The 24,580-nt window shown below is 59.3% G+C and carries 23 protein-coding genes; 10 read left to right on the top strand and 13 right to left on the bottom strand.

Annotation, left to right across the window (positions count from 1 at the left end):
• A complete protein-coding gene (locus tag PLH32_14195) occupies positions 1-357 on the top strand; it encodes a hypothetical protein (GenBank protein ID HQJ65760.1) in 357 nt (118 codons plus the stop codon).
• A 47-nt stretch (positions 358-404) separates the two neighbouring features.
• Here PLH32_14195 and PLH32_14200 read toward each other — a convergent pair whose 3' ends face one another.
• The 3 genes from PLH32_14200 to PLH32_14210 all read right to left on the bottom strand — a co-directional run bounded on the left by PLH32_14200 (position 405) and on the right by PLH32_14210 (position 3,906).
• Positions 405-1,784 carry an aspartate kinase gene (locus PLH32_14200; protein HQJ65761.1) on the bottom strand — a complete coding sequence of 460 codons (1,380 nt, stop codon included), beginning with the start codon at positions 1,782-1,784 and terminating at the stop codon, positions 405-407.
• Between the two features lie 14 nt (positions 1,785-1,798).
• Positions 1,799-2,854 (bottom strand): aspartate-semialdehyde dehydrogenase, encoded by a 1,056-nt coding sequence (gene asd / locus PLH32_14205; protein ID HQJ65762.1) that lies wholly within the window; start codon positions 2,852-2,854, stop codon positions 1,799-1,801.
• A 140-nt stretch (positions 2,855-2,994) separates the two neighbouring features.
• The gene (locus tag PLH32_14210; protein ID HQJ65763.1) at positions 2,995-3,906 is read right to left on the bottom strand and encodes a PDZ domain-containing protein; all 912 of its coding nucleotides are present in this window, start codon (positions 3,904-3,906) and stop codon (positions 2,995-2,997) included.
• A gap of 107 nt (positions 3,907-4,013) precedes the next feature.
• Between PLH32_14210 and PLH32_14215 the strand changes: the two genes are divergently transcribed.
• The 8 genes from PLH32_14215 to PLH32_14250 all read left to right on the top strand — a co-directional run bounded on the left by PLH32_14215 (position 4,014) and on the right by PLH32_14250 (position 14,815).
• Positions 4,014-4,433 (top strand): DUF2752 domain-containing protein, encoded by a 420-nt coding sequence (locus PLH32_14215; GenBank protein ID HQJ65764.1) that lies wholly within the window; start codon positions 4,014-4,016, stop codon positions 4,431-4,433.
• 54 nt (positions 4,434-4,487) lie between these two features.
• Positions 4,488-5,336 carry a TIM barrel protein gene (locus PLH32_14220; protein ID HQJ65765.1) on the top strand — a complete coding sequence of 283 codons (849 nt, stop codon included), beginning with the start codon at positions 4,488-4,490 and terminating at the stop codon, positions 5,334-5,336.
• Between the two features lie 310 nt (positions 5,337-5,646).
• The gene (locus tag PLH32_14225) at positions 5,647-6,798 is read left to right on the top strand and encodes a trehalase family glycosidase (protein ID HQJ65766.1); all 1,152 of its coding nucleotides are present in this window, start codon (positions 5,647-5,649) and stop codon (positions 6,796-6,798) included.
• Positions 6,799-6,820: 22 nt separating this feature from the next.
• Positions 6,821-8,716: a selenocysteine-specific translation elongation factor gene (gene selB, locus PLH32_14230; protein HQJ65767.1), complete on the top strand. Its 1,896-nt coding sequence runs from the start codon at positions 6,821-6,823 to the stop codon at positions 8,714-8,716.
• A gap of 93 nt (positions 8,717-8,809) precedes the next feature.
• Entirely contained in the window at positions 8,810-10,072 is a 1,263-nt protein-coding gene (locus PLH32_14235; protein HQJ65768.1) for an ATP citrate lyase citrate-binding domain-containing protein, read from the top strand.
• Positions 10,073-10,075: 3 nt separating this feature from the next.
• Positions 10,076-12,799 (top strand): CoA-binding protein, encoded by a 2,724-nt coding sequence (locus PLH32_14240; protein HQJ65769.1) that lies wholly within the window; start codon positions 10,076-10,078, stop codon positions 12,797-12,799.
• Between the two features lie 33 nt (positions 12,800-12,832).
• The gene (locus PLH32_14245) at positions 12,833-14,101 is read left to right on the top strand and encodes a DUF362 domain-containing protein (GenBank protein ID HQJ65770.1); all 1,269 of its coding nucleotides are present in this window, start codon (positions 12,833-12,835) and stop codon (positions 14,099-14,101) included.
• A gap of 72 nt (positions 14,102-14,173) precedes the next feature.
• Complete coding sequence (locus PLH32_14250; GenBank protein ID HQJ65771.1) at positions 14,174-14,815, top strand: hypothetical protein; 642 nt, start codon at positions 14,174-14,176, stop codon at positions 14,813-14,815.
• A gap of 74 nt (positions 14,816-14,889) precedes the next feature.
• On the opposite strand, the gene PLH32_14255 is transcribed toward PLH32_14250, so the two are convergent.
• The gene (locus PLH32_14255) at positions 14,890-16,503 is read right to left on the bottom strand and encodes an OmpA family protein (protein HQJ65772.1); all 1,614 of its coding nucleotides are present in this window, start codon (positions 16,501-16,503) and stop codon (positions 14,890-14,892) included.
• Positions 16,504-16,709: 206 nt separating this feature from the next.
• On the opposite strand from PLH32_14255, the gene PLH32_14260 reads away from it, so the two are divergent.
• Positions 16,710-17,180: a hypothetical protein gene (locus PLH32_14260; GenBank protein HQJ65773.1), complete on the top strand. Its 471-nt coding sequence runs from the start codon at positions 16,710-16,712 to the stop codon at positions 17,178-17,180.
• A gap of 47 nt (positions 17,181-17,227) precedes the next feature.
• Here PLH32_14260 and PLH32_14265 read toward each other — a convergent pair whose 3' ends face one another.
• From PLH32_14265 to PLH32_14305, 9 genes are all read right to left on the bottom strand, one after another.
• Positions 17,228-17,515 (bottom strand): hypothetical protein, encoded by a 288-nt coding sequence (locus PLH32_14265; GenBank protein ID HQJ65774.1) that lies wholly within the window; start codon positions 17,513-17,515, stop codon positions 17,228-17,230.
• A 3-nt stretch (positions 17,516-17,518) separates the two neighbouring features.
• Complete coding sequence (locus PLH32_14270; protein HQJ65775.1) at positions 17,519-18,127, bottom strand: YigZ family protein; 609 nt, start codon at positions 18,125-18,127, stop codon at positions 17,519-17,521.
• Between the two features lie 35 nt (positions 18,128-18,162).
• Positions 18,163-19,320 (bottom strand): acyl-CoA dehydrogenase family protein, encoded by a 1,158-nt coding sequence (locus tag PLH32_14275; protein HQJ65776.1) that lies wholly within the window; start codon positions 19,318-19,320, stop codon positions 18,163-18,165.
• Positions 19,320-20,087 carry a ribonuclease III gene (rnc, locus tag PLH32_14280; GenBank protein ID HQJ65777.1) on the bottom strand — a complete coding sequence of 256 codons (768 nt, stop codon included), beginning with the start codon at positions 20,085-20,087 and terminating at the stop codon, positions 19,320-19,322. Before rnc ends, PLH32_14275 begins: the two co-directional genes overlap by 1 nt.
• Before the next feature lie 70 nt (positions 20,088-20,157).
• On the bottom strand, positions 20,158-21,402 hold the full coding sequence (fabF, locus tag PLH32_14285) for a beta-ketoacyl-ACP synthase II (GenBank protein HQJ65778.1): 1,245 nt from the start codon (positions 21,400-21,402) through the stop codon (positions 20,158-20,160).
• Between the two features lie 87 nt (positions 21,403-21,489).
• Positions 21,490-21,726, bottom strand: coding sequence for an acyl carrier protein (locus PLH32_14290; protein HQJ65779.1), 237 nt, complete (start codon positions 21,724-21,726; stop codon positions 21,490-21,492).
• A 93-nt stretch (positions 21,727-21,819) separates the two neighbouring features.
• Complete coding sequence (gene fabG, locus PLH32_14295) at positions 21,820-22,560, bottom strand: 3-oxoacyl-[acyl-carrier-protein] reductase (GenBank protein ID HQJ65780.1); 741 nt, start codon at positions 22,558-22,560, stop codon at positions 21,820-21,822.
• A 13-nt stretch (positions 22,561-22,573) separates the two neighbouring features.
• Positions 22,574-23,494 carry an ACP S-malonyltransferase gene (gene fabD / locus PLH32_14300; protein HQJ65781.1) on the bottom strand — a complete coding sequence of 307 codons (921 nt, stop codon included), beginning with the start codon at positions 23,492-23,494 and terminating at the stop codon, positions 22,574-22,576.
• Positions 23,495-24,484, bottom strand: a complete 990-nt coding sequence (locus PLH32_14305; protein ID HQJ65782.1) for a beta-ketoacyl-ACP synthase III — start codon at positions 24,482-24,484, stop codon at positions 23,495-23,497.
• Between the last annotated feature and the right edge of the window lie 96 nt (positions 24,485-24,580).

Genomic DNA, 24,580 nt, shown 5'->3' on the forward strand with positions numbered 1-24,580 from the left:
ATGCCACCTGAGATTAAAAAAGTATTGCTGGATAATTTCCAGCTTGTGGCGACCTTCGGCACCCTAGTGACCTGGCTGGCCTTCAAGGGCAGCTCGTTTCCGCTGCTGGTCTGGGGCCGGCGTCTCTCCCTGCTGGCCTTTTTCCTTTTTCTCTACGACTTTTTCAAGCGACTCACCCCCGTATTGATCGGCCGGCTGGATATTGTCGAGGCCGATGTCTATATGCGCCGCTATTTTGCGATGAACAAGGGCACCGACTGGGTAGACGGCTTTTTCTGGGGAATTGCGGTCAGTCTGTTTGTCGGAATCGTCCTGGCACTCACCGCAGCTGAATTCGTTAAGAAAAAGAAAAAGTAGCCAGCACCCGCCTTTACGGTGCACCCGCACAGATGCCGCTCCGGAGATCAGCCGGGAGCAGCGAAAAACTCCCGATGGATCGCCCGCACGGTTACATCCCGGTCTTTCTCCTTGATGATAAAATATTGCGTCACCCGTGAGGCGCCCGAGGCGATCATCTCGACGTTGGCGCCCGCCCCGGCTACCGCCTTGAAGACCCGGGCCGCCAGGCCCCGCGTCTCGTTCAGGCCTTCGCCGACCACCCCGATCAGCGCTACGTCTGTGACAGGTTCGATATGGTCCACATAGGCTATTTTCAATCCTGCGATCAGGCTGGCACTGCGCTGAACATCCGCTTTCATGAGCAGTAGATTCACCGCAGTTTGGGCCGTGATCACCGAAATAATATTGATGTCGGCGTCACTCAACGCCGAGACCGCCGCCTTGAGAAATCCGACCTGCTGGCCGAGACTGGCGCCGTGCAGCCGCAGCATGCCGATATTCGAGTTGGTAACGACGCTCTTGATGATCTCCTCATGCTGTTGTTTTTCCGCACCAATGCGGGTACCCGGCGCATCCGGCCTGTAGGTATTTTTAATCACCGCCGGGATGGCCTTGCGGGCGAGCGGCTCGACTGTGCGCGGATGGAGAATCGAAGCGCCGAAGTAGCTCAGTTCTGCGGCTTCATCATACGCAAGGTATGCCAGGGGCTGCGCTTCCGGCACGATTTCCGGACTGGCGGTGAGAAAGCCGTCGACATCCTTCCAGATCTGCAATTCTTCGGCATCCATGGCATAGGCGACGATGGCGGCGCTGTAATCAGTGCCGCCGCGGCCGAAGGTGATGGTGTGGCCCGCGGCCGTTCGTCCGAAAAAGCCGGTGAGGACCGGAATGGCACCGCGTTGTAAGGTCTCCTGCAGGTGTGGCGGCAGCAAGCGGGCGGTGACCTCGAGCTCGGCGTTACCGTTGCCGAACTCCCCGCTGGCGACAATATCGATCTTGTCGCCGTCAAAGGCGGCCGCGTCGCTTCCGGCACACTGCAAGGCCCCGGCGAGCAGTTGGACCGCCATGCGCTCACCCATCGAGAGGATCAAATCGCGCGTCCGCCGGCTGCACTCGCCGGTGTAGGCGATGCCATAGAGCAGCTTCTCCAGACGCGAGCACAGGTAATCCACTTCATCGAGCACCCGGTGCTGCACCTCGTGATCGCCGATCGCGCCGAGGATCATCTCGCGGTGGAGGAGGTGAAGATAATCGAGCAACCCGGTTATTTTGCGTTCAGTCTGCAGCGCCTCATCGACGCTGCGCAGGAGGTGATTGGTGACGCCGCTGACGGCCGAGAGGACGATGATCTTGTCCGGTTCCGGCCGGTTGCACACTACCTCGACCACCTGCTGTAACGACTCGAGGTTGCGCAGTGAGGAGCCGCCGATTTTCAGGACGACCATGTGCGTGTCTCCTGTCATTCAAGATAGCCGGCGCGCAAGGCCAGCTCGGCATTGAGGAGCGAACCGCCCGCTGCACCGCGGACCAGGTTGTTCGCCAGATTCACCTGGCGGACAACAGCACCCGAGATTTCAAGGCGGCCGACAACGACGGCCATCCCTCTGCGCCGGCCCGGCCCGCCGGCGTCGGCATCGAGGCGGGGTTGGGGACGATTCGTACCTTCGCTGAGCAGAACCGGTCGCTCCGGGGCCATCGGCAATCCAGCCACAGCCTCCGGGGGGCGATAATCGCGATAGCAGGCCGCAACGTCTTCCCGGGTAACCGGCTGTTCCAGCTCAACATGGGTCGAGATCAGATGGCCCACAAGGGTGGGAACACGCACGCAGTGGGCATGCACCTCCCATCCGGCTGGCTCGAGACCCGAGACCGTAACCCGGCCGAAAATCTTGTTGCACTCCTGACGCACCTTGGCCTCCTCGCCATCAATCCAGGGGATGATGTTCCCCGAGATATCCATGGCCGGTACCCCGGGATAACCGGCCCCCGAGACGGCCTGATAGCTGGCGATGATGAGCCGCCGGATCCCCAGGGGCACCAGCGGGGCCAGGGAGAGTGCCAGTCCGGTGCTGGTGCAGTTGGCGTTGGTGACCAGCCTCCCCTTGTGTGGCTGCCGACGCACCAGTTCGAGATGACCCGGGTTGATCTCGGGGATAAGGATCGGAACCAGGGGATCCATCCGGAAGGCGCTGGCATTCGAGAAAACGTGGATGCCCTGGTCGGCCAGAGCAGGTTCGACTGATCTGGCGATTTCCGCCGGCAATCCGGAGAAAGCGATCCGTACCCCCTGGGCAGCCAGGGCGGCCGCCTCGAGCGGCATGAGATGCAAATCGGCCACCGCCGGGGCGATTCCCGCCGGATGTAGCGGAGTCACCTCCCCCAGCAGCTGGCCGATGCGGGCTTCACTGGCGCAGACCGCGGTAACCTGAAACCAGGGGTGGTCATGCAGCAAATGGAGGAAATACTGGCCCACCATGCCGGTGGCACCCAGGACAGCGACAGGCAGCTTTTCCAAAAGAACTCCCGATGGTTGAATTTTTAGTTTAAAGATACTCAACGAAAGGGATAAAAACAAGCAGGAATGAAGGCCGACAGGCATGCGGGAAAACAGCCTGTGGTTAAAAAAAAGCCGGAGTGACCTCCGGCCTGTCCGCATTATTTCTTTTCCACATCGATGTTCATGTGGATCTTGAGATCGTTCAATTCATCGCGTAATTCTTCAAGATCCTTGCGTAACTCCTCCATGGTCTCGCCGCTGAAGGGCCAGCTATCGCCATTGAAACGAAGCTGCAGGTTCAGCGGTTTGCGCTCGGAAAGAACGACGGTGGTGCTGTCTCGCCGGCCCTTGCGCACATAAGCGATCTGCAACGTGTCGGAATCGCTCTCCTGAACGGCTTTGGTGACCTCTTCGATCTTGTGGACGGCCTGGTCATTGACCGCCATAAGCACGTCGCCCGATTTCAGTCCGGCCTGCTCCGCCGCGCTTTCCGCATCGACATGAGTCACCAGCACGCCCTCCCCCTCTTTCACCATGAAATAATCCGCAAGATCGGGATCCATCTCCTGCAGTTGCACACCCATACGCCGGTTCTGGCGCATGAAAAAGTTGCGCAGCGGCTGCAGTTCCCGGGGGTGTTCCCTTTGTTGGTCCCGTTGCGGGGGCCGGATACCCATCGGTTTTTCTCGTTCCTCAAGTTTGACTTTCAGATTGAGCTTTCTGCCGTTGCGAAGCACCAGCAGCGCGACCTCGTCGCCTGGAGCCATCTTGCGGATATCCCGGGTGACGTCGTCGGCATCGCGCACGGTCCGATCCCTCAATTTGATGATTACATCACCCTCCCGTAAACCGGCCTTGTCGGCAGGCCCCCCCTTGACTACCTCCCTGACGACGGCCCCCTCGGCATCATCCCAGTTGCTGGTCTCCTCGACGTCAGCAAGGTAGAGTCCCAGCCAGGCATCGCCTTTGTGGGCTTGCCTTGAATCCACTCCCGCGGCACGCAACGCCCCGTTTCCCAAAAGGGCAAAAGCGAACAGGACGATACCCGCCCCGATGAACCAGTTCTTCATAGCACCTCCTGCGGCCAACCGCAAAATTGCCTTGTTTTTAACGGCGCGATGGCGTATTTTTTCAATGGTGATACGACGCACCTTCTCTTTCCTGGATATAAATACGCATGAGACTTTCAATTCGTTCCAGAGAATTTCGCAGCATGCCGATTGGACGAATGGCGCTGCTGATCGGCCTGGCAGGAGCGGCACTCTGTCGCTTCACGCCGGGGTTGATCGCTTTGCTGCCCATGTGCCATTTTCGCACCTGGACCACCCTGCCGTGCCCATCCTGCGGCGCTACCTCCGCTGCGATTGCGCTCTCCCATGCCCATCCCGGCGATGCCCTGCGACTCAATCCCCTTTTCACCTTGCTCTATCTCGGGATGGCCGCAACCGGCCTCAATGCCCTGGCCGCCCTGGTGTGGAAGCGCGCCCTGGTGCTGGATTGGCGTCCGGTTGAACTGAGGATCATGTTGGGCAGCGCCTTCGTTCTCCTCTGGCTCAACTGGATTTTCCTGCTCGGCGCCCGCTTCGCCCTCTTCTAGTCCCGACGGCCCAGGGGAACAAAGTCTCCTGAACCGCGGTTTTGTAGGTGAGAGATGGCATGGATTAGCGCGAAAGAGAGTGACGTGCTCATCGGATTTACGGTTGAAGGATTTCAGGAGTGGCATCCCGCGGCGATAACAACCGCGATGCGCCGACTGGGGGTTAATTTTGTCGAGTATAATATCCGTATCCTGGATGCCCTCGAGCAGGTCCTGTCCCAGCTGCGCACCATACGCACCGCCTTTCATTTGCCCATCATCGAGGAAGATGGCTGGGATTTCTCATGCCGCGACCGCCAAAAGCAGATCGACGCGACCATAGCCCTCCTGCAGCAGCATCATCACCGCCTCGGACTGACCCAATTTATCGCTCATCCCCCCGAACCCTGCCCGCCAGCTGGCGATCCCGGTGCCAGTCTTGACACCCTTTTCAACAATGTTGCGCGCTTGCCGCTTCCGCTCTATTTTGAGAATGTGGCCGGCCAGTCCCCCGAGTCGTTGCGCGACTTTCTCCAGCTGGCGCGCGCCCGGCTCGGCGAACACTATGCAGGTATGTGTTATGATGCCGCCCACTTTCAGATCAGCGGTCTGGATCCGGTGGAGCAGTTCCTCGCCTTCCGCGAAGAGATCGGTGCAGTGCACCTGTCGGACTGCGTCGGCCGCGAGGACAGCCATCTTCCCTTCAACAGCGGCGGCAACCTGCCCATTCTGCCGCTGCTGCGCGCTATGCATCGCAGTGGCTACGACGGCAGCATCACGCTCGAGATCCGGCCTCGTCCCGACGGCGATCTGGCCGCCTATATTCGCAGCTATCTGCTTCTTTTGCAGCACTTCGCACCGGCCCGTTACCTCGGCGCGCGCCTACGCTTCCTGGCTGCGGCGTCCCTGATCAGGAAATCATAATTAATTTAATTTTTTAATTTTATGTCTTTTCCGATTTCACAACGCGCCATAAAAATCGCTTGCTTTTATCCGGCGGTTGATTTACTTTCAGGTAGGGACCACCCTGTTTTCTCAAGGCCAGACCCTTGTTATTAACCATGACCGGGTTCGTAACCACGCACACTCCCCTCGTACCATCCAAATCCTACTCTGGCATAGCCCTGTCTCTGGACGGGGACGCCAACCTGGTGCATCTGCACCGCGACGCCGCTGCGGCAGCCCGCCGGCAACAGCTTGATTGGCATGAGCACGTAAAAAAGTGAGGTTGGGAATGAGTCAGAATTTTCATTCTTTGGTTCCGGAGCTTAAATCGCGCATCAAACAGGAATGCGTGCGCGAAACGCCTCAGGATAGCGACGAATTGATCGGCCTGCCCTATCCCTATATCATCTCCGGCAGAGGAAAGAGTGAAGCCCTTTATTACTGGGATACCTACTTCATCAACCTGGGACTGCTGCGCATGCGCATGATCGATTACGCGCGGCACAATGTGGAGAACCTCATTTTTCTGCTGCGCAAGTTCGGACATGTGCCCGCTTCCAATTCCCGGGCCATGCTCGGCTACTCCCAGCCTCCTTTCCTGCCCTGGATGGTGCGCGACATCTACCGCGCCACCGGGGAGAAGGAATGGCTGCGGCGGATGCTCCCCGACGTCGTTCACGAGTTCAAGTTCTGGACCAGCAAACCCCATACAACCCCGACCGGCCTCTACCGCTACCATCCGGTCAAGGACGGGGCCCTTATACCGGAAGATGCGGCTATGGCGGAATCCGGCTGGATCGGCTCGCCCCGCTTCAGCGATCCCCGCCGCTACAATGCCATCGACCTCAATGCCTTGCTCAGCCGCAATGCCCGGATGATCTACGATCTTCAGATCGAAGCCGAAGGACACGGCGACGAATCGCTGCTGCAGAAAGCGGCGAGTATGAAAAAGATGATGGAATTCTGTTGGGATGACGGCGCAGGATTCTATTATGACAATAATTTTGAGGAGAAGAAATTGAGTCCGGTCCGGAGTCTGGCCGGATTTATGCCCCTCTTTGTCGAAATGGTCGACAACGACCGCGCCCAGCGCATGATTCTGCATCTCAAGGACTTTACCGCACCCGGCGGCTTTTCCCTGACCGATCAGAACTACGGCGTAAAAAGGTCGCTCTGGAGCGCCCCTCTGATCCAGGCGCCATATGTCTACACCACCCTCAAGGGACTCTGCGACTACGACTTTATGGAGGACGCGGCGGATATCGGCACCAACTGGCTGTCGATGGTCCAGGAACAGTACGCCAAAACCGGTGAACTGTGGGCCTGGTACAATGCATCGGACCGTAGCATCAACCATCCCGATGGTCTCCAGAACAGCCCTATGCTCAGCCTGACCGCCGGGGTTTTCGCAGAGGTCATCGATTGTCTGGGACTGGATTGAGAGGAGCGCGAGCACTTCACTCATGCCCATCATCATTGGTACCGCCGGCCACATCGATCATGGTAAATCCGCGCTTGTCAAAGCCCTGACCGGCACCGACCCCGACCGTCTTGCTGAGGAACAGGAACGCGGTATGACCATCGATCTCGGCTTCGCGTTCCTCAACCCGGAGATCGCATTCATCGACGTCCCCGGCCATGAAAAGTTCATCAAAAACATGGTGGCCGGAGCCAGCACCATCGATCTCGCCATTCTGGTAATCGCCGCGGACGATGGCGTCATGCCGCAAACCCGCGAACATCTCGATATCCTCTCCCTGTTAGGTGTGCAGCGTGGATTCATCGTCCTCACCAAAATCGACCTCGTGGACGCTGATCTGCGCCAACTGGTTCGGGAGGAGGTGCAGGAGACGGTCCAGGGATCCTTCCTGGAGGGCGCCCCGCTCTTTGAGGTTTCCACCGTCACCGGCGAGGGGCTGCCGGCCCTCCGTGAGGCCCTCATCGCCGCCGCTGGACACATGCCGGTGCAGCGGTCGCGCGGCAGCTTCTGGCTGCCCGTGGACCGTTCTTTTGTCATCAAGGGATTCGGCACAGTGGTCACCGGCACCCTGCTCTCGGGCACCGCCGCGACCGGGGATCTTCTTGAGCTTCTCCCCGCCGGACGCCCCGTAAAGATACGCGGCCTGCAGCAGCAGAACCAGAGCGTCGAACGGGTTACCAGCGGCTACCGTACCGCCATCAACCTCCAGAATGTCAGCCGGGAGGAGGTGAAGCGCGGCGATGTCCTGGCCACCCCGGGGCACTTCACTGCTTCGCGTCTCATGGATGCCCGCCTTCGCCTCCTTAAAAGTGCGCGCAAGGAAATGAGCCAGCGCACGCGGGTGCGGCTTCATATGGGCGCCCGTGAGATCATGGCCCGGGTCAGGCTGCTCGATGTCGAGTCGCTGGCGCCAGGCGACACCGCTCTGGTCCAGTTCATGCTCGAAGAACCGGCCGTCGCACGACGGCGCGAGCCCTTCGTCATCCGCCATTACTCTCCCGCTTACACCATCGGCGGCGGGATCATTCTCGAGGCCGAGGCACAGCCGCACCGTCGTTTCGATCGCAGCGCACTCGATCACATCCGCGCCCTTGAACATCCCGACCCCTTCGAAACAGTCTCCGCCGCCCTCCTGGCCGACCCCTTTCTCCCGCAAAGCGCCGCCGCTCTGGCCGCCCGCAGCGGAGTCGAGAGCGAGACCCTGAACCGCCTCCTGGACGAGGGGGTAACCCGTGGCGACCTGCTCACCAGCGGATCCGGCAGCAAGATACTCTATTGGCATCGGCAGGGGTTCGAACTGCTGCTGGAAAAGATCCTTGCGGTTCTCGAAGTCTTTCATCAACGCGAGCCTCTCCGGCCGGGGATGGGCAAGGCCGAACTGCGCACCCAGCTCGGCGGCAGCATCGCTCCCCGGCTCCTTGATGACGCCCTTGCAGCACTGGTTGCGCAAGGCTATGTGGCCGAGCAGTCGCAATGGGTCCGGCTGGAGGGGCATACCGTCCGCCTGGAGGGTGCCGATGAAGCGCTGGCAGGCCGCATCCAGGCGCTGATCGCAGCCCAGCCCTTCGCCCCGCCCGGAGAGGAGGAGATCGCCCGTACGCTGGCCGTCTCGGACACCCAGGTCCACCGCCTCCTCGGGGCGCTCCAGGGCATGGGTCGGATTGTACGCCTGGAGGGGGATCTCTACTTCACCATCACGGCTCTGGCGGACGCGGAGAGCAGACTGCTCGATTTCGCACAGCAGCGGGAGGAGATTTCGGTGGGTGAATTCCGCGAACTGCTGGGGACCTCGCGTAAATATGCGGTTCCCCTGCTCAACTGGTTCGACCAACAGGGCCGCACCGAACGCCTCGGCGATAACCGCCTTATCCACCGCTGATCCCGCCCATATTTTTGCCTTGCAAATCTATCAAAGATTATGTAAAGTAATAAAATTAGCCAACGGTCACCTCCATCATTACAGGCAAATGTCATGCAAATATCCGGACTCAAGTATGGAGCGCAGTTACTGGAGCTGGTCGAGTTCCCCTATGCGCCCTTCCTTACGGCCGACGCGACCAAGGAAGAGATTCAGACTCTCCTCGACCAGCATAAAAAGCTCGTCATCAAACCCTTCTTTAGCGGCGGGGTTGGCAAAAAGGGCAAAGCCGGCCTGGTGCGCATCGCCGACAATCTTCAGGATGCCCTGCAGGCGAAAAAGGAACTTTATTTCGCCACCCACCTGTACGGCGCTAAAACCGTTCAAGCCAGTGGTGTCACCTACGAAGCCTTCATCCCTTCCGAAATCGAGGTTTATTTCAGCATTACGGCCTCCACGATTCATCGCAAGCCCATCTTCACCATCAGCCCCTGGGGCGGCATCGACATCGAAGCCCTGCCGCCGGAGAAGAAAAAAGTCACCTGGATCGATCCCTTCATCGGCCTCAAATCCTTCGATATCACCAATGCCCTGGTCGACACGGGATGCCCTGAGCCCTACATCTCGCCTCTGGTCCAGAACCTCCCCAAGCTATGGGGGCTCTACGATAACTATGGCCTGACCACCCTGGAGATCAACCCGATCCGCATGACGTATCAGGACAATCGGCTGGTGCCGATGGCGTGCGACCTCAAGGCGGCCTTCGACCAGGATAATCCCGCCTGGAAACGCCTCGGTCTACCCAGCACCATCTTCCAGTCCGATATTACCCCCTTCGAGGCGGAGATCAATCAACTGCGCACCTATCAGGGGCAGAGTGACGTGCTCGAACTCAATCCCGCCGGCACGATCATCCCCTTCATGTATGGCGGCGGTGCCAATTCGGCGGCCACCGAAACCCTGGGAGCCTCGGCCATTTTCGCCTCCGATTTCGGCGGCAATCCGCCTTATGAAAAGATGTACGAGATCGCCCGCATCGTCTTCAAACACTGGCTCAAAAAGGCCAATGTGCTGCTCATCATCGGCGGCAAAGCCAACAACACCGATATTTACGTCACCTTCAAGGGCATCTTCGACGCCCTGCGCGACCATGTCGCTCTGCACGGCCGCCATCCCATCTATACGGTCGTCGGGCGCGGCGGCCCCAACTTGATCAAGGGGATGTTCTACGGCAAGGATATTCTCGACACCCTCAAACTCCCCTACAAGATGTTCGGCTACGACACCTCGATGATCCAGGTGCTCGAATACGCCAAGCGCATCGATCAATGGTGGGCCGAATCAGGCCGCAAAGAATACGAAAAGAAGAAGGTGTAACCAATGAGACAGCAGAAGACCAAACCCTTTCCCTATTTTGTCGGGGTCCACTCTCTAGAGGAGTTGGTCACCCGGGAGTCGCGGGTCTGCGTGATCAATATCCTCGGCAGCGAGAGCCGCAAGGTGACGCCGATTTCGCATGAATACAGTGGCGGCAACATCGTCGCCGGCGTTCAATACGGACGCAAGGGTGTGCTCGAGACCAAAATCGGCAACATTCCGGTCTACAGTAGCATTCGCGATGTTATCAACAGCGGCATCTTTTTTGATATAGGCGTGATCTATCTCCCCCCGACGGCGGTCAGCCAGGCGGTGGCGGAGCTGGTCACCTACAACGAGGCACTCAAGCGCATCGTCATCGTCACCGAAAAGGTGCCGACGCGCGATTCGCGCAACATCCGCTTCGTCTGCCAGGAGGCGGGGGTCGATGTCATCGGTGCCAACTGCCTCGGTGTCGCCAACGTCTGGGACCATGTCCGCGTCGGCGGGGCGCTCGCCGGCGACCATCCTGAAGAGGCCTTGCGCCAGGGCTCGGTGGCTATCCATTCCAACTCGGGCAATTTCACCACCACCATCGCCGAATACCTGCGCACCGCCGGATTCGGGCTTTCCACGGCGGTCAGTTCGGGGAAGGACATCTACATCCATTTCGCTTTGCCGGAATTTCTCTACGCCGCACAAAACGACCCCCGAACCAAGGCGATCGCCCTCTACGTCGAGCCGGGCGGCTATTATGAAAAACTGGCCCTCGACTGGATCAAAGAACGCCGTTTCGGCTTCAACAAGCCGGTGGTCGTCTGCGTCACCGGGCGCTGGAAGAAAAACATCCAGCGCAGTTGCGGACATGCTGGCGCCCTCGCCGGAGCAGGCGACGACGCCATCTCCAAGGAGGAGTGGTTCGATGACTATTTCGGCGTGCCCGCCTTCGACCCCCGTAAGCCGAGAGTGAGCAAGCGCGGCGTCCGCGTCGCCTCGATCCAGCATTTCCCCGAGGCGATGCGCGCAGTCTTCGCCGCCATCGACGAAGAACCCGATTTCGCAGCCAGCGGGGACCTCTCGCTCAAACTCTGGATCAGCGACAATTGGTTCAAGCTGCCCCCGGAACTGGATATACCGGTCGTCCAGGCGATGCCGCCCTACGACAATCAGATCCGCGAGATCAATCGCCAGGTCGGTGCCAACTATCTGCGTCAAAATATGGCCGACAAGTCAGGCGCCTCGCGCATGGATCCGAAGAGCCAGGTATCGGAATTGCACGGCAAGTCGATCCTCGAACTCTCCAGGTACTCCATGGAGGAGAACATCTATTTTGCCCTGGCCAAGGTGATGCCCGAACCGGCTGACATACCGACCATCAACATCATGCTCAACCTCTTCCTCAAGATGGACGAGAAACGTATGGATCTGGTCGATGTCGCCCGGGCCAATGGCTGTACGCCCAATGCCTATATCGGCTCGCAGATTGCCTTGATCGGCGATAAGCGCTTCCTCGCCCGGGCGCGCGAAGCGACGCGCATCCTCATCAACATGATTCGTGAATTCGAGATCGACGATCAGACTGCTGAATTTCCGGCGACTCTGGATATTTTTATCACCACCGAGTTGCTCATCAGCGAGCCCGTGCGCAAGACGCCGGTTTCGGAGCTCCTCCTTAAGGAGATCAAACGCTGCCCTAAAAAATCCTTTCCGATCCGCGTGTTACAGCATATCATCCATCTCGCCGAGACCAGGGGATTGGAGATCCGCGACAATTACGAATTCTTCCTCGGCGGCCTCGCCGTTGCGATGTTTTGGAAACCGATGCTCGAGAAGCGTATCAGTCGGCAGGTAGTGGAGGATGCGGTGACCTACTTTTACATCATCTCGCGCATCGTTGCCTATTCGGTCATCGATCGGCAGAACAACGCCAGCTGGCGCAATCTGATCGATGCCAAGGTGAGCAATCTGCGCAGCAGCTTCACCGAGAACGCCTTTGCCATTCTCTTTAACCGCAAGCCGGACGAGACCGAGCTTTTCGAATTCAAGGCCCTGATCGGATTGACCCTCACCAATGGTCCGGGCACCCTCTCGGCCAAAGGGGCGAAGGAGTCGGTCAGCGCCCGCAACCATATTGCCACCGCCTTTCTCGGATTCCTCACCAACACCGGACTCGCGCACGGCGGCAACGGCTTCGAAGCGGTCGAGTATCTGCTGCGGCACTTCGATGCCAGCCTGGCCGATCCCGGCGCCCCCGGACACGGACTGAATCTCCAGCAGATGGCCAACCAGGCCGCCCGCACCTACCGCGACTACAAAAAGAATGAAAAGGAGAGCGGTGAGCTGCAATACGCGCGCATCCCCTGCATCAACCATCCGGTTTTCAAGGGCAACGACATCAACATCGACCCTCGAGAGGAGTTCATCCGCGGTGAGTTCCGCAAACGGGGCATCACCAACGTCTTTCTCGACTTTTATCATCATCTGGTTGAGGAACTTTTCAATGAAGGGGCGACCAAGAACGTCTTTTGTGTCAACATCGATGCGGTCCTAGCCGTGATAATTCTCAAGCTGGTCTGGCGCGACCTACAGCAGGGCCGGATGACGGTCAAGATGGTGCAGGACCTCAGTTTCACGCAGTTTATCTACGGCAGGGCCATCGGCGTCGCCGCCGAGATCGCCGACCATCGCGACCGCGGTGCCGACATGGACTGCCGTACGCCCCAGGATCGGGTACAGTTCATTTTATAGGGGAAGAAGGATCAATCGAAAGGGGCTGAAACCATGGCAAGTCGTGTCGCGGTCATTAAAACCGATCCCCGTACGATCTTTTCCGATTACCACCGGCTCATGAATCTGGCCGGTTACCAAGAGACGCTGGACCGCACGGCGGAGACGGCCCTCAAGGTGAATATCTCCTGGCATTTTTTTTATCCGGGAAGTTCCACCACTCCCTGGCAGCTCGAAGGGGTGATTCGCTCGTTGCTGAGCGACGGCTTTACGCGCGACAAGATCCACGCTTGCCACAATCGCACCGTCGTCGTAGACGCCCACCTCGGCGAGCGGGAGAACAAACAACTCCACGTGGTTGAGACCTACGGTCTGCGCAACATCCATCTCTACGAGGATGAGGAGTGGATCGACATCCGCGAGGCCGTCGGCGACCTGACAGACGAATTTCTCTGCCTCAATCAGGTTTTCAGGAATGGCTTCATGATCCCCAAGCGGCTGATCGGCGAGAATATCATCCACCTGCCCACCGTCAAGACGCACATTTTTACGACCATAACGGGAGCAATGAAAAACGCCTTCGGCGGCCTGCTTAACGAGCGGCGGCACTGGACTCATCCGGTCATTCATGAGACGCTGGTCGATCTGTTGCGCGTCCAGAAAAGGATCCACAAGGGGATCTTTGCCGTGATGGACGGCACCTTCGCGGGCGATGGTCCCGGGCCGCGCTGTATGATGCCGCATGTCAAGAACATCCTGCTCGCCAGCTCGGATCAGGTGGCCATCGATGCCATCGCCGCCCGGTTGATGGGCATGGATCCGCTCGCGATCAAGTTCATCCGCCTCGCCCACGAAGCGGGTCTGGGATGTGGCGATCCGCATGAGATCGAGATCGTCGGCGATGAAGAGGCCGCTGGCGAAAACTGGCACTTTACGGGACCCTTTAAGAAAATGACCTTCGCCGCACGCATGCAGCACCGTATTTATTGGGGCCCCCTGAAGAAGCCGCTCGAATGGACCCTAAAAACCGTGCTCGCACCCTGGTCCTATATTGCCTCGGTGACCTACCATGACACCTTTTGGTACCCCCTCTTCGCCAAACGCAAGATGGCAGCAGCCCTCAGCTCACCGTGGGGACGGCTTTTCCGGAATTACGAGCAGCTGCATCCCACAGAAAAGGGATTCGAGACGATCGGCACGGAATCGGCCGCCCTCAAGCGCACCGGCTGGCGGGTGGCAGCGCGCTCTCTGCCGATTCTGGTCACCGCCATTCGTGAGGCGCCCGAGTTCTTTCAGCGCAGAAAACGGCGAAAAAAAATGTAACCTTTCCCCCGGCCGTTCGTAAAGAAAAGCAGACAAGCCAGCAGGCATTACACCAATCCATGAGGCTGCACGATGAAAGCACTCAATGTGACCCTGGGCCTGACTCTGCTCCTGGCGGTGGCGACGGGTTGTGATTCCTCGATCAACAAGAGCGTCTATGTTCAGGATGGCGAACGACGCGACGGCGGAATCAACACCGTCAATGGCAACATCACCATCGGCAACGACTGCATCATACGCGGTGATTGCCGCACGGTGAACGGATCGATTCGTGTCGGCCAGAATTCGCTGGTGCAGGGACTCCAGGTCGTCAATGGCGACATCGAGATCGGCCAAAACAGCAAGGCCCGCGATGATGTGACAACCGTGAACGGATCGATCACCCTCCATGTCGGTGCCAAAGCTGCAGGAGATCTGGCCTCCATCAATGGCAATCTGACGATGGATCATGCCATCGCGGAGCGGGATCTTTCGCTTTTCAATGGCAATGTCATGCTCGCCAATGCCTCCCTTGTCAAGGGCGATATCATCATCAAGGATTCCAAGCGCCATAGTTCGGCCCAGCAGTATATCACCATCCGTCTGGGGCCTGGTTCGGTGGTGGAAGGGGATATCCGAGTGCTCGAAAACGAGGTGAAGGTCAAGGTCTACCTGGGCAAGGATGCCCGTGTCGGCGGCGAGATCACCAACGCCGAGGTCATCCGAGAAACCTGATCGTTTCTCCTTAATGGGGCATAAAAAAGCCTGCCGTGTAATCACACGGCAGGCTTTTTTCTTACAGGGGCATCCTATTTGACGCGAAGGAATTCAATGCGCCGGTTTTTGGCGCGCCCTTCGGGTGTTTTGTTGTCCGCCAGAGGATAGCGCGCGCCAAAGCCGATCGCCGAAATGCGCTCGCCGGCCACCCCCTTCTGCATCAGGTAGCGGCGCACCGCCTCGGCGCGGCGTTCGGAGAGCAACTGATTGGCCGCGGCCTTGCCGACATTATCGGTGAAACCACGGATCTCTACGATGGCTGTGGGTTCGAGCAGCAGGGAATTGGCCACCTCGTCCAGGACCGGCAGAGATTCCGGAGTCAAATCCGCTTTACCGGAGGCGAAATTGACACCCTGGAGCACCAGGCCGGCACTGCTATTCTCCTGCGGTGCAAGCTGGGGATCATCTGGGCAACCGTCCTCATCCTGGTAGCCATTTTTAGTTTCGGGATCGCGCGGGCACTGATCGCGCTCATCGGGAATGCCGTCGCCGTCGATGTCTGAATCAGGGCAGCCGTCTTCATCCATATACCCGTTGATGGTCTCCGGTTGGTCGGGACATTTGTCGACGAGGTCAACGATGAGGTCTCCGTCGTTATCGATGTCCGGGCAACCATTCGCATCCTCAAAGCCGTCGAGATCTTCTGCCTTCTCGGGACAGGCATCGAGGGCATCGACAATCCCGTCCTGATCGTTATCCGCATCCGGGCATCCATCCTCGTCCTCAAAATGGTCAAAATCTTCGGCTGCATTGGCGCACAGGTCCTGGACGTCGGGGATGCCATCCTGGTCGTTGTCCAGATCCGGCACACCATCGGCATCCTCAAAACCGTCGAGGTCCTCGGGAGCGAGGGGCGCCAGATCGGCCTTGTCCGGAATCCCGTCGTTATCGTTATCAAGATCCGGCGCGCCATCCAGATCCTGAAAGCCGTCAAAATCCTCGGGATGGAGCGGATCCGCATCCAGTTTATCGATATAGCCGTCGCGGTCGCGGTCGCTCTGATAACGGATGTACCAGGTCAGCGTGGCCATCCCCTCGAGGATCTGGGCGTTGATATCCTCCTGGCCGACGTTATCGCGGCGGAGATGGAGCAGGCTGGTGAAGCGCACCGCCAGATCCAGGGAGAGTCCTGAATGAAGGTAGAACTCGGCGCCGACCCCTTCATAGAGCATCCCGTTCTTGCGCCAACCGCTGACGCGCTCCCCCCAGCGCCAGTAATGATCCCGCCAGAAGGTCACCTTTTCACCGGTCAGGTAGCGCAGATCCCAGAACAGCACGCCCGTGCCGACAGCAAGATAGGGTTTGACGGTGCCAATCTTATTAGGGGTGATCCGGGCACCCAGATTCCAGGGGAAAATGAAGGTGCGATGCATGTCATCCGGATCTTTGCGGTAATGCGAACCCTCGCGGCTGGGCTTGAAGCTGCCATAGCCCAGGTGAGTTTCAAGCTGAAGATGGCGGTTCAGACCGTAGCGAACACTCAGGCCGCTGACCGTGCCGGCCGCAGCACGATCGGGAATATCACCGAGGAACTTAACGACGCCGGTTTGCAGGGAGAAACCCAGACCGGAATCCCAGATCTGCGCCCGCAGTGCCAGTGGCGAAAGGAAGATCAACCACCAGGCAGCACGAAAGTGTGAATGCATGCCAAACCCCGTTGCGGTTTTGAGAGAGAGTGGAGTCGTGTTTATCGTACATACGGAAAAGAAGAGTGGATGCGTAAACGGTAAGGATGGCCGCCGCAGGGAACGTAACCGTGCGGGTTATCATCAGCGGGGAAAAATTCGCTTGCACCTGAGACCTGAATCGCCTATTTTATCGCATACCATCTATGCCCTTTCTGGAGTCCATCATGACCACGACTGTAACCCTCCTCCTCCTGGCAGCCATCGGCCTTCTTGGTTATGGATACATCCGCCGATACCGGCACAAACCGCACTCTATTGAAGACAAACTTATGCTGGTCGCCGTCCGCCGGCGAAGCGTGGGTTTGCAGCGCAGCATGGAAATGACACGCGAGGAGCATAGCGAGATCAACAACCTGCTGGAAAGAAAGTGGCGGATCCTGCACGAACGCTGGATTGGTGCAGGCGCTTACTATCTCAGCGGCTTTGTCAGCGATGCGGCGGGCTTGCCCGCACCCGACGATCATGACTGGCGGATCATGCTGCTCTACGGGTTGAGCGATTATGCCATGTTCCGCCGTTGCGTCGATGTGCTCGAAGGGGAGAGCAACAACCTGTTGCGCCATCACCTCGAGATTCGTTTGGTCGCCGGTGAATCGATGGTCCAGGTTCATAACAAGCTGAAGCGCATCCTTTAAACAGGCTGAACCCAGCCAGCCCGGGGCACTCCGCCGGCTGGACCGTGTCAGCCGTTCTTCTTTCCAAAAAGTTGATCCAGCCGGCGCCGGGCTTCCTCCGCTTTTGAAACCGCTGTCGACGGCGCAGCGCCGGCCTCGAAATACTCGCAGTAATTCCCCATCTCCTTCTCCTGCACCCACTCCGCCTGGGGCTCACGGCAGCCATGGTAGGCCAGGGCGTCAAAAAAGCGGCAGTTGCGGCAACAGTGGAGATAGCTGCTGCATCGCGGGCAGAGCTGCTGGCGGCCGGGCTTGCCCTCAACGGCAAGCTCGGTTTGGCACTTGTAGCAGATCATCGGTCATCTCTCCCAGTGAATCGTACCACGGGTTGCCTCTACCGCCGCGGTGCGGAAGGCCTCCGCCTCCTGCAGGCGCAAGGCCAGGCGCATGGTCACCTCCCCCCCGTACACGACCTCCTCGATGATTGCACCATGCTGTTCTATCAGCCGCATCACCGCGCTGAGATGGTCGTAACCGACTGTGAACCGGCAGCTCCGGGTACGCCAGATGGTCTGGACAGTGCAGGCATCGAGAACGCGGGCGGCGCAGTCGCTGTAGGCGTGAACGAGTCCACCGACGCCGAGCTTGGTGCCGCCGAAATAGCGGACCACTACGACGATGAGGTTGGTGAGATCGCGGCCGGTGATGGCCTGGAGGAGGGGTTTGCCGGCGGTGCCGGGGGGCTCGCCGTCGTCGGAGAAGCGGCTGTTCTCCCCGGCGCTGTCGCCCAGGCGCCAGGCATAGCAGTGATGGGTGGCGTCGAAGTAGCGCCGGCGAAGTTCGTCGAGGAAGGCCTCTGCCTCCTGCCGCCCGCTGATGGGTGCAGCGAATCCAAGAAAACGGGAGCCTTTGATCTTAAGCGCGGCCTCAGCCGCGCCCGCAATGGTCTTGTAAGAGTCCTGGCTCATGTCCTGTCCGGCGCCCGGTGGACCCTCCGGAGGGATTACTGCCCGCTGGCGCTCTCCTTGATGACGTGGCGCGCGATCACCCCGCGCTGAATCTGGTTGGTGCCCTCGTAGATCTGTGTGATCTTGGCATCGCGCATGTATTTTTCGATCGGATAATCCTTCATGTAGCCGTATCCGCCAAAGATCTGGACGGCATCGGTGGTGACGCGCATGGCGACATCGCCGGCGAAGACCTTGCACATGGCTGATTCACGGCCGAAATCTTTTTCGCCGCTGTCGATCATGCGGGCGGTCCCATAGACAAGAGCGCGCGCCGCCTCAATCTCGGTGGCCATATCGGCGAGCATGAACTGAATCGCCTGAAAGCTGCTGATGCTCTGGCCGAACTGTTGCCGGGTGCGGGCGTAGCGCACCGCATGGTCCAGCGCTCCCTGAGCGATGCCGACGGCCTGAGCCGCCACACCGGGCCGGGAGCGGTCGAGCGTCTTCATGGCGATAGGGAAACCCATCCCCTCTTTGCCGAGGAGATTCTCTTTGGGGACGCGGCACTCCTGAAAGACCACCTCGCAAGTGGCGGAGGCGCGGATGCCCATCTTGTCCTCTTTCTTGCCGAAGATCAACCCCGGCGTGCCCTCTTCGACCACAAAGGCGGTGGCACCGCGGGCGCCGCGCGCGGGATCGGTATTGGCGATGACCGTGTAAAAGCGCGCGACGCCGCCGTTGGTGATAAAATGCTTGGTGCCGTTGAGGATGTAGGCATCGCCGTCCAGCCGCGCGGTCGTCTGGATCGCACCGGCATCCGAGCCGGCCTCCGGCTCGGTCAGGCAGAATGCAGCCAAGCCCTCGCCGCTGGCGAGTACCGGGAGAAACTTGCGTTGCTGTTCCTCGCTGCCGGCAATGAGGATCGGGAACGTGCCCAGCGCGGTTCCGGCTAGGGCCAGGGCAATGCCGCCGCACGCCCGGGAAAACTCTTCGGTCACCAGTGCCATTTCTGTGATGCCGCCGCCCATGCCTTCATAGGCTTCGGGGATCCACAACCGGAAAAAATCCATCCGCGCCATCTCCTTGACGATCGGCCAGGGGAATTCAGCGCTCTGGTCATATTGGGCAGCCGCCGGAGCAATCGTGCCCCGGGCGAATTCCCGGGCCAGCTGCTGCAGCGCCTGCTGCATCTCGGTCAAATAATAGTTCATCATGCCGGGCCTTTCTCTCGTTTCTGGTACAGCAGCGTCAGGGCTTCTTCAGCTGCATGCTGTTCCGCTACTTTTTTTGAGGAACCGGTGCCGGATCCGAATTTACTCCCATTGATATAGACGCCCACTGTAAAGATCTTGTTATGATCGGGTCCCTCTTCATTCTCGACCATATAGACCGGTCCGGTCTTGCTCTCTCGCTGGCAGTATTCCAGCAGCAGACTCTTGAAATTCTTGTACTGGGTCTCTTCGAGCAGGGAGGAAAGGCCGGTAATGATATGTTTATGGATCATCTTGCGGGCGGGTTCGAGGCCGCCGTCCAGGTACATGGCGCCGATCACCGCCTCGACGGCATCTGCGAGGATGGAATCGCGCGATCTGCCGCCGGCGCGCTCTTCCGAGTCGTTGAGAAGGATGAATTTGCCCAGGTTGAATTCATGGGCGACCCGGCTGAGATTCACCCGGTTGACGAGGAGCGACTTGTAATTGGTCAGCACCCCCTCCTCTTCGTCGGGGAAATCGCTATAAAGAGTCTCCGTTACAACCAGCCCGAGGACCGAATCGCCAAGCAACTCGAGGCGTTCATTCGACTGCAGGCGGTCCTCGCCGGTCTGCACCAGGTAGGAACGGTGCTTAAGCGCCTGGATCAGCAGGGTCAGATCATGAAAACGGTAATTAATCAGCACCATCAGCTCGTCCAATTGAGGTGGTTTGGCCGATGAGCGCGGTTCAATGAGTCTTGAGAGGGTCTTTCTCAGCCAGTTCATGGTAGCTTTCATAATTCCGGTTCTGTGAGGGTGCCCTGCGCTGTTCGGGGGGAGATATACAGAGCCCGTTCTATTCCTGAAATTTCTTGAAGAGCAAAGTGACGTTGTGCCCGCCGAAGCCGAACGAGTTGGAAAGAACCACCTCCACCCGGCGCGCTAAGGCCTGATGAGGCACATAATTGAGGTCGCACTCGGGATCAGGCGTCTCGAGATTGGCAGTCGGGTGGATGAGCTGCTTCTGGATGGTCATGATCGCGGCAACGGCTTCGACTGCTCCCGAGGCGCCGAGCAGATGTCCCAACATCGATTTGGAGGAGCTGATTGCCAGAGTACGGGCATGCTCCTTGAAGACCTGTTTGATCGCCAGGGTTTCGATTTTGTCGTTGAGGGGCGTGGAGGTGCCGTGCGCGTTGATGTAATCCACTGCCTCGGGGGGCACTCCGGCGTTGTCCAGGGCGAGGCGCATGGAACGTATAGCTCCGTCGCCGAGGGGATCGGGCGCGGTGATATGATTGGCATCGGCGCTGAAGCCGTAGCCGCCGATCTCGGCATAAATTTTGGCGCCGCGGCGTTTGGCATGCTCCAGTTCCTCGAGCAGTAGCACCGCACCGCCCTCGCCCATGACGAAGCCGTCACGGTGGAGATCGAAGGGCCGGCTGGCGCGCTCGGGCTCGTCGTTGCGGGTTGACATGGCGCGCAGTGCGTTGAATCCCGCCACGCCGATCGGATTGATCGGAGCCTCAGAACCGCCGCAAAGGATGCAGGTCGCTTCGCCGTTGCGGATATGATTGCAGGAAAGGCCGATGGCATGAGCCGCGGAGGCACAGGCCGAAACAGTCGTATAGTTAATTCCCTTGAGGCCATAGAGGATGGAGATCAGCCCGGGAGCCATGTCGGGGATGAGCATGGGGATGAGGAACGGGCTGATCCGCCCGGGGCCGCGGTCGAAGAGCACCTTGCACTCCCTTTGAAAGACCTGCATGCCGCCGATGCCCGAACCGAGGACGACACCGAAGCGCTCGCGGTCCACCCGTTCCAGATCGATGCCCGCATCCTTGAGCGCCTGCGATGCCGGGATCACCGCCAGATGGGTGAACCGGTCCATCCGCCGGGCTTCCTTGGGCTCGATATAATCGGTGATCGTCAGATCCTTGATTTCACCGGCGATACGGGTATCAAATCCGGCAGAATCGAAGGCCTCATAACGCGAAATGCCGCTCTTGCCGGCGAGGAGATTGGCGAACATTTGCTCCGGTGAATGCCCAAGGGGCGATACCACCCCCATACCTGTAACGACGACTCTCAGTCCTGACATAACGAACCTCAACAAGCCATTAGGGTTCAGCCTTTGCTGGCGAAAGGGTACAGAAAGGGGCAACTTGCCGTTGCCCCTTTCTGGTTGTTATTTGCCCATTTTCTCATTGAGATACTTGAGCGCATCTCCGACAGAGGCCAGTTTTTCAGCCTCCTCATCGGGGATTTCGATGCCAAACTCCTCTTCAAACGCCATAACCAGTTCGACGGTATCGAGCGAGTCGGCGCCCAGGTCATCAATGAAAGAGGCTTCAGGGACGACTTCCTTGGCATCAACACCCAGCTGCTGGACGATGATCTCTTTAACGCGGTCTTCAATAGCCATTGTTTTTTCCTCCATGGATACGGTGCTACAACCTTGTGATTGACGTGAGTGATTCTGATTACTGAACGCTGCTTGTATGCTTGCCCCGCGGAATTACATCACCATTCCGCCGTCGACGTGCACCACCTGCCCGGTAACATAATCGGCGAGGGGGCTGGCCAGAAAAAGGACGATATCCGCGACGTCGCCAGCGGAGCCGGACCGTTTGAGCGGGATGAGGGTGAGAAAAGCCTCCTTGGCCGCTGGCGGTAGATCCTTGGTCATATCGGTCTCGATATAGCCGGGTGCCACGGCATTGACCTGAATATTGCGCCCGCCCAGTTCTTTGGCCGCGGACTTGGTGAGGCCGATCACGCCGGCCTTTGAGGCGGCATAATTGGCCTGGCCGGCATTGCCCATCACGCCGACGACGGAAGCGATGTTGATGATCTTGCCGGCGCGCTGCTTCATCATCACCTTGCAGGCGGCCTTGACGCCGTTGAAAGTGCCCTTGAGATTGACCGCAAGGACGCTATCCCATTGGGCCTCATCCATGCGCACCAGCAAGGCATCGCGGGTGATACCGGCGTTATTGACAAAAATATCGAGTCGCCCCCATGCGGCCATGGCCTCCTCGACCAGGGCTTCAGCATCAGCCCATTTGCTGATGTCGCTGCGGATGGCCAGACTCCTGCAGCCCAAAGCGGCCACCTCAGCCGCTGTGGCTTCTGCGCCGACCAGGTCGATATCGGAGACTGCGACGTCCGCTCCAGCCGCCGCCAAACGCAGGACGATGGCCTTGCCGATGCCCCTGGCGCCACCGGTAACGATAGCCGTTTTGCCATGCAAATCGATCAAGGTTTTCTCCTCAGATAAAGCGATCCATATCCTTCAGACTGCCGACTGAATGAACCACCGCATCGGGCGCGATCTTTTTAATAAGTCCGGCAAGGACCCGCCCCGGCCCGATCTCGACGAACTCCTCCGCTCCGTCCGCGATCATCCGCTCCACCTCCGCTGCCCAAAGGACAGAGCGGGTGAGTTGCTCTTCGAGGAGACGGCGAATTTCCGCTGCATCCCGGCAGGCCTCCGCGGTGACATTGCTGTAAACCGGCACAGACGGTTGATTGAAGGGCGCTGCGGCGAGCGCCAACGCCAGTTCGTCGCGCGCCGGCGCCATCAGGGGCGAATGAAACGCTCCGCTCACCGCCAGCGGAATGGTTCGCCGTGCTCCGGCGGCAAGGGCCAGCGCCATGGCTTTCTCGACACCGGCTCGGCTCCCGGAGATTACCATCTGTCCCGGTGAGTTGAAATTGGCGATCGCAACCACCCCGGCTGCCGCAGCCGATTCGCATATCGCAGCAAGTTGCTGAAAATCAAGACCCAGGATTGCAGCCATCATCCCCGGCTGCAGCGCCGCCGCCCGGTTCATCGCCTCCGCGCGCACCTGCACCAGTCTCAACCCCGCCGCAAAATCGAGCGAACCGGCAGCCGCATGCGCTGTGAATTCACCCAGACTGTGGCCGGCCGTCATTTGTGGGGCAACGCCACGCGCCCGCAGCAGCTGCTGCAGTGCAAATCCGTGAACATATAATGCGGGCTGGGTGATGCGTGTCAGGCGAAGCTCCTCCTCCGGGCCCGAGAAGCTGATCTGCGCCAGATCGAAGCCCAGCAGCACACCCGCCTCTTCGTAAAGCGCGCGGACGGCGCCCTCCGACTCGAAGAGATCCCGGCCCATCCCTACCTCCTGGGAGCCCTGGCCGGGAAAGACAAAAGCCCTTTTGCCCACTCAGAACCTCACCAGCGCGGATGCCCAGGTGAATCCGGAACCGAAGGCGACCATCAGGGCCAGGCCGCCTGGCTGGAGGCGGCCCGTCCGGCGCGCTTCTTCAAGGGCGATCGGGATCGAGGCGGCTGAGGTGTTCCCATACTGATCGATGTTGACGAAAACCCGTTCAGGCGGGATATTGACCCGCTTGGCAGTCGCGTCGATAATGCGCAGATTGGCCTGGTGCGGGATCAGCAGGTCGATATCCGAACCGTCCAAACCGTTGCGCTGAAGAATGGTCTCTGCGGCGTCGCCCATGGCGGTAACCGCCTGTTTGAAGACCTCGCGGCCTTCCATTTTGATGAACTGATCACGCCGGTCGACCGATTCATGGCTGGGAGGAATCTTGGTGCCCAGTCCGTCGATGCGCAGGAGGTGACCGAAACGCCCGTCGCTCCTGAGATAGGTATCGATCACACCACGCATGCCATCTGAGGGCTGCAGTAAGACCGCTCCGGCGCCATCGCCGAAAAGCACGGCGGTCGTACGGTCCTGATAGTCGGTAACCCGCGAAAGCGTCTCGCCGCCGATAACCAGAACCGTCCGGGCGCGGCCCAGAGCGATCATGGCATCCGCCCAGGAAAGGGCATAAAGAAAACCCGAACAAGCGGCAGCAATATCCAAGGCAGAAGCATTTCTAGCGCCAAGTTTTTCCTGGACGATGCACGCTGTGGAAGGGAACGCCATATCTCCCGTCACGGTCGCGACGCAGATCAGGTCAACCGTATCAACGGCGAGGCCCGCATCAGCGAGGGCGTTACGGCCCGCTTCGGCGCACAGATCGGAGGTGTAGCGTCCCTCCTCGATGATGTGGCGTTTTTCGATGCCGGTGCGTTCGCGGATCCATGCATCGCTGGTGTCGATCATGCGCTCCAAGTCGGCGTTGGTGAGCACATTGGCGGGTATGGCCACACCCATGCCGGCAATCATGGAATAGGGGGGGTTTTTCAAAGGCGGTATTCCTCTCGAGCCATGTTAGACCGGTAAGGCCGAAGTGGTCTATACCCGCAAATTGCGACACACAGTTAAGCCGCATGATTTGATTGT

It is taken from the genome of bacterium (genome assembly GCA_035419245.1).
Taxonomy (GTDB): Bacteria; Zhuqueibacterota; Zhuqueibacteria; order Residuimicrobiales; family Residuimicrobiaceae; genus JAKPUX01.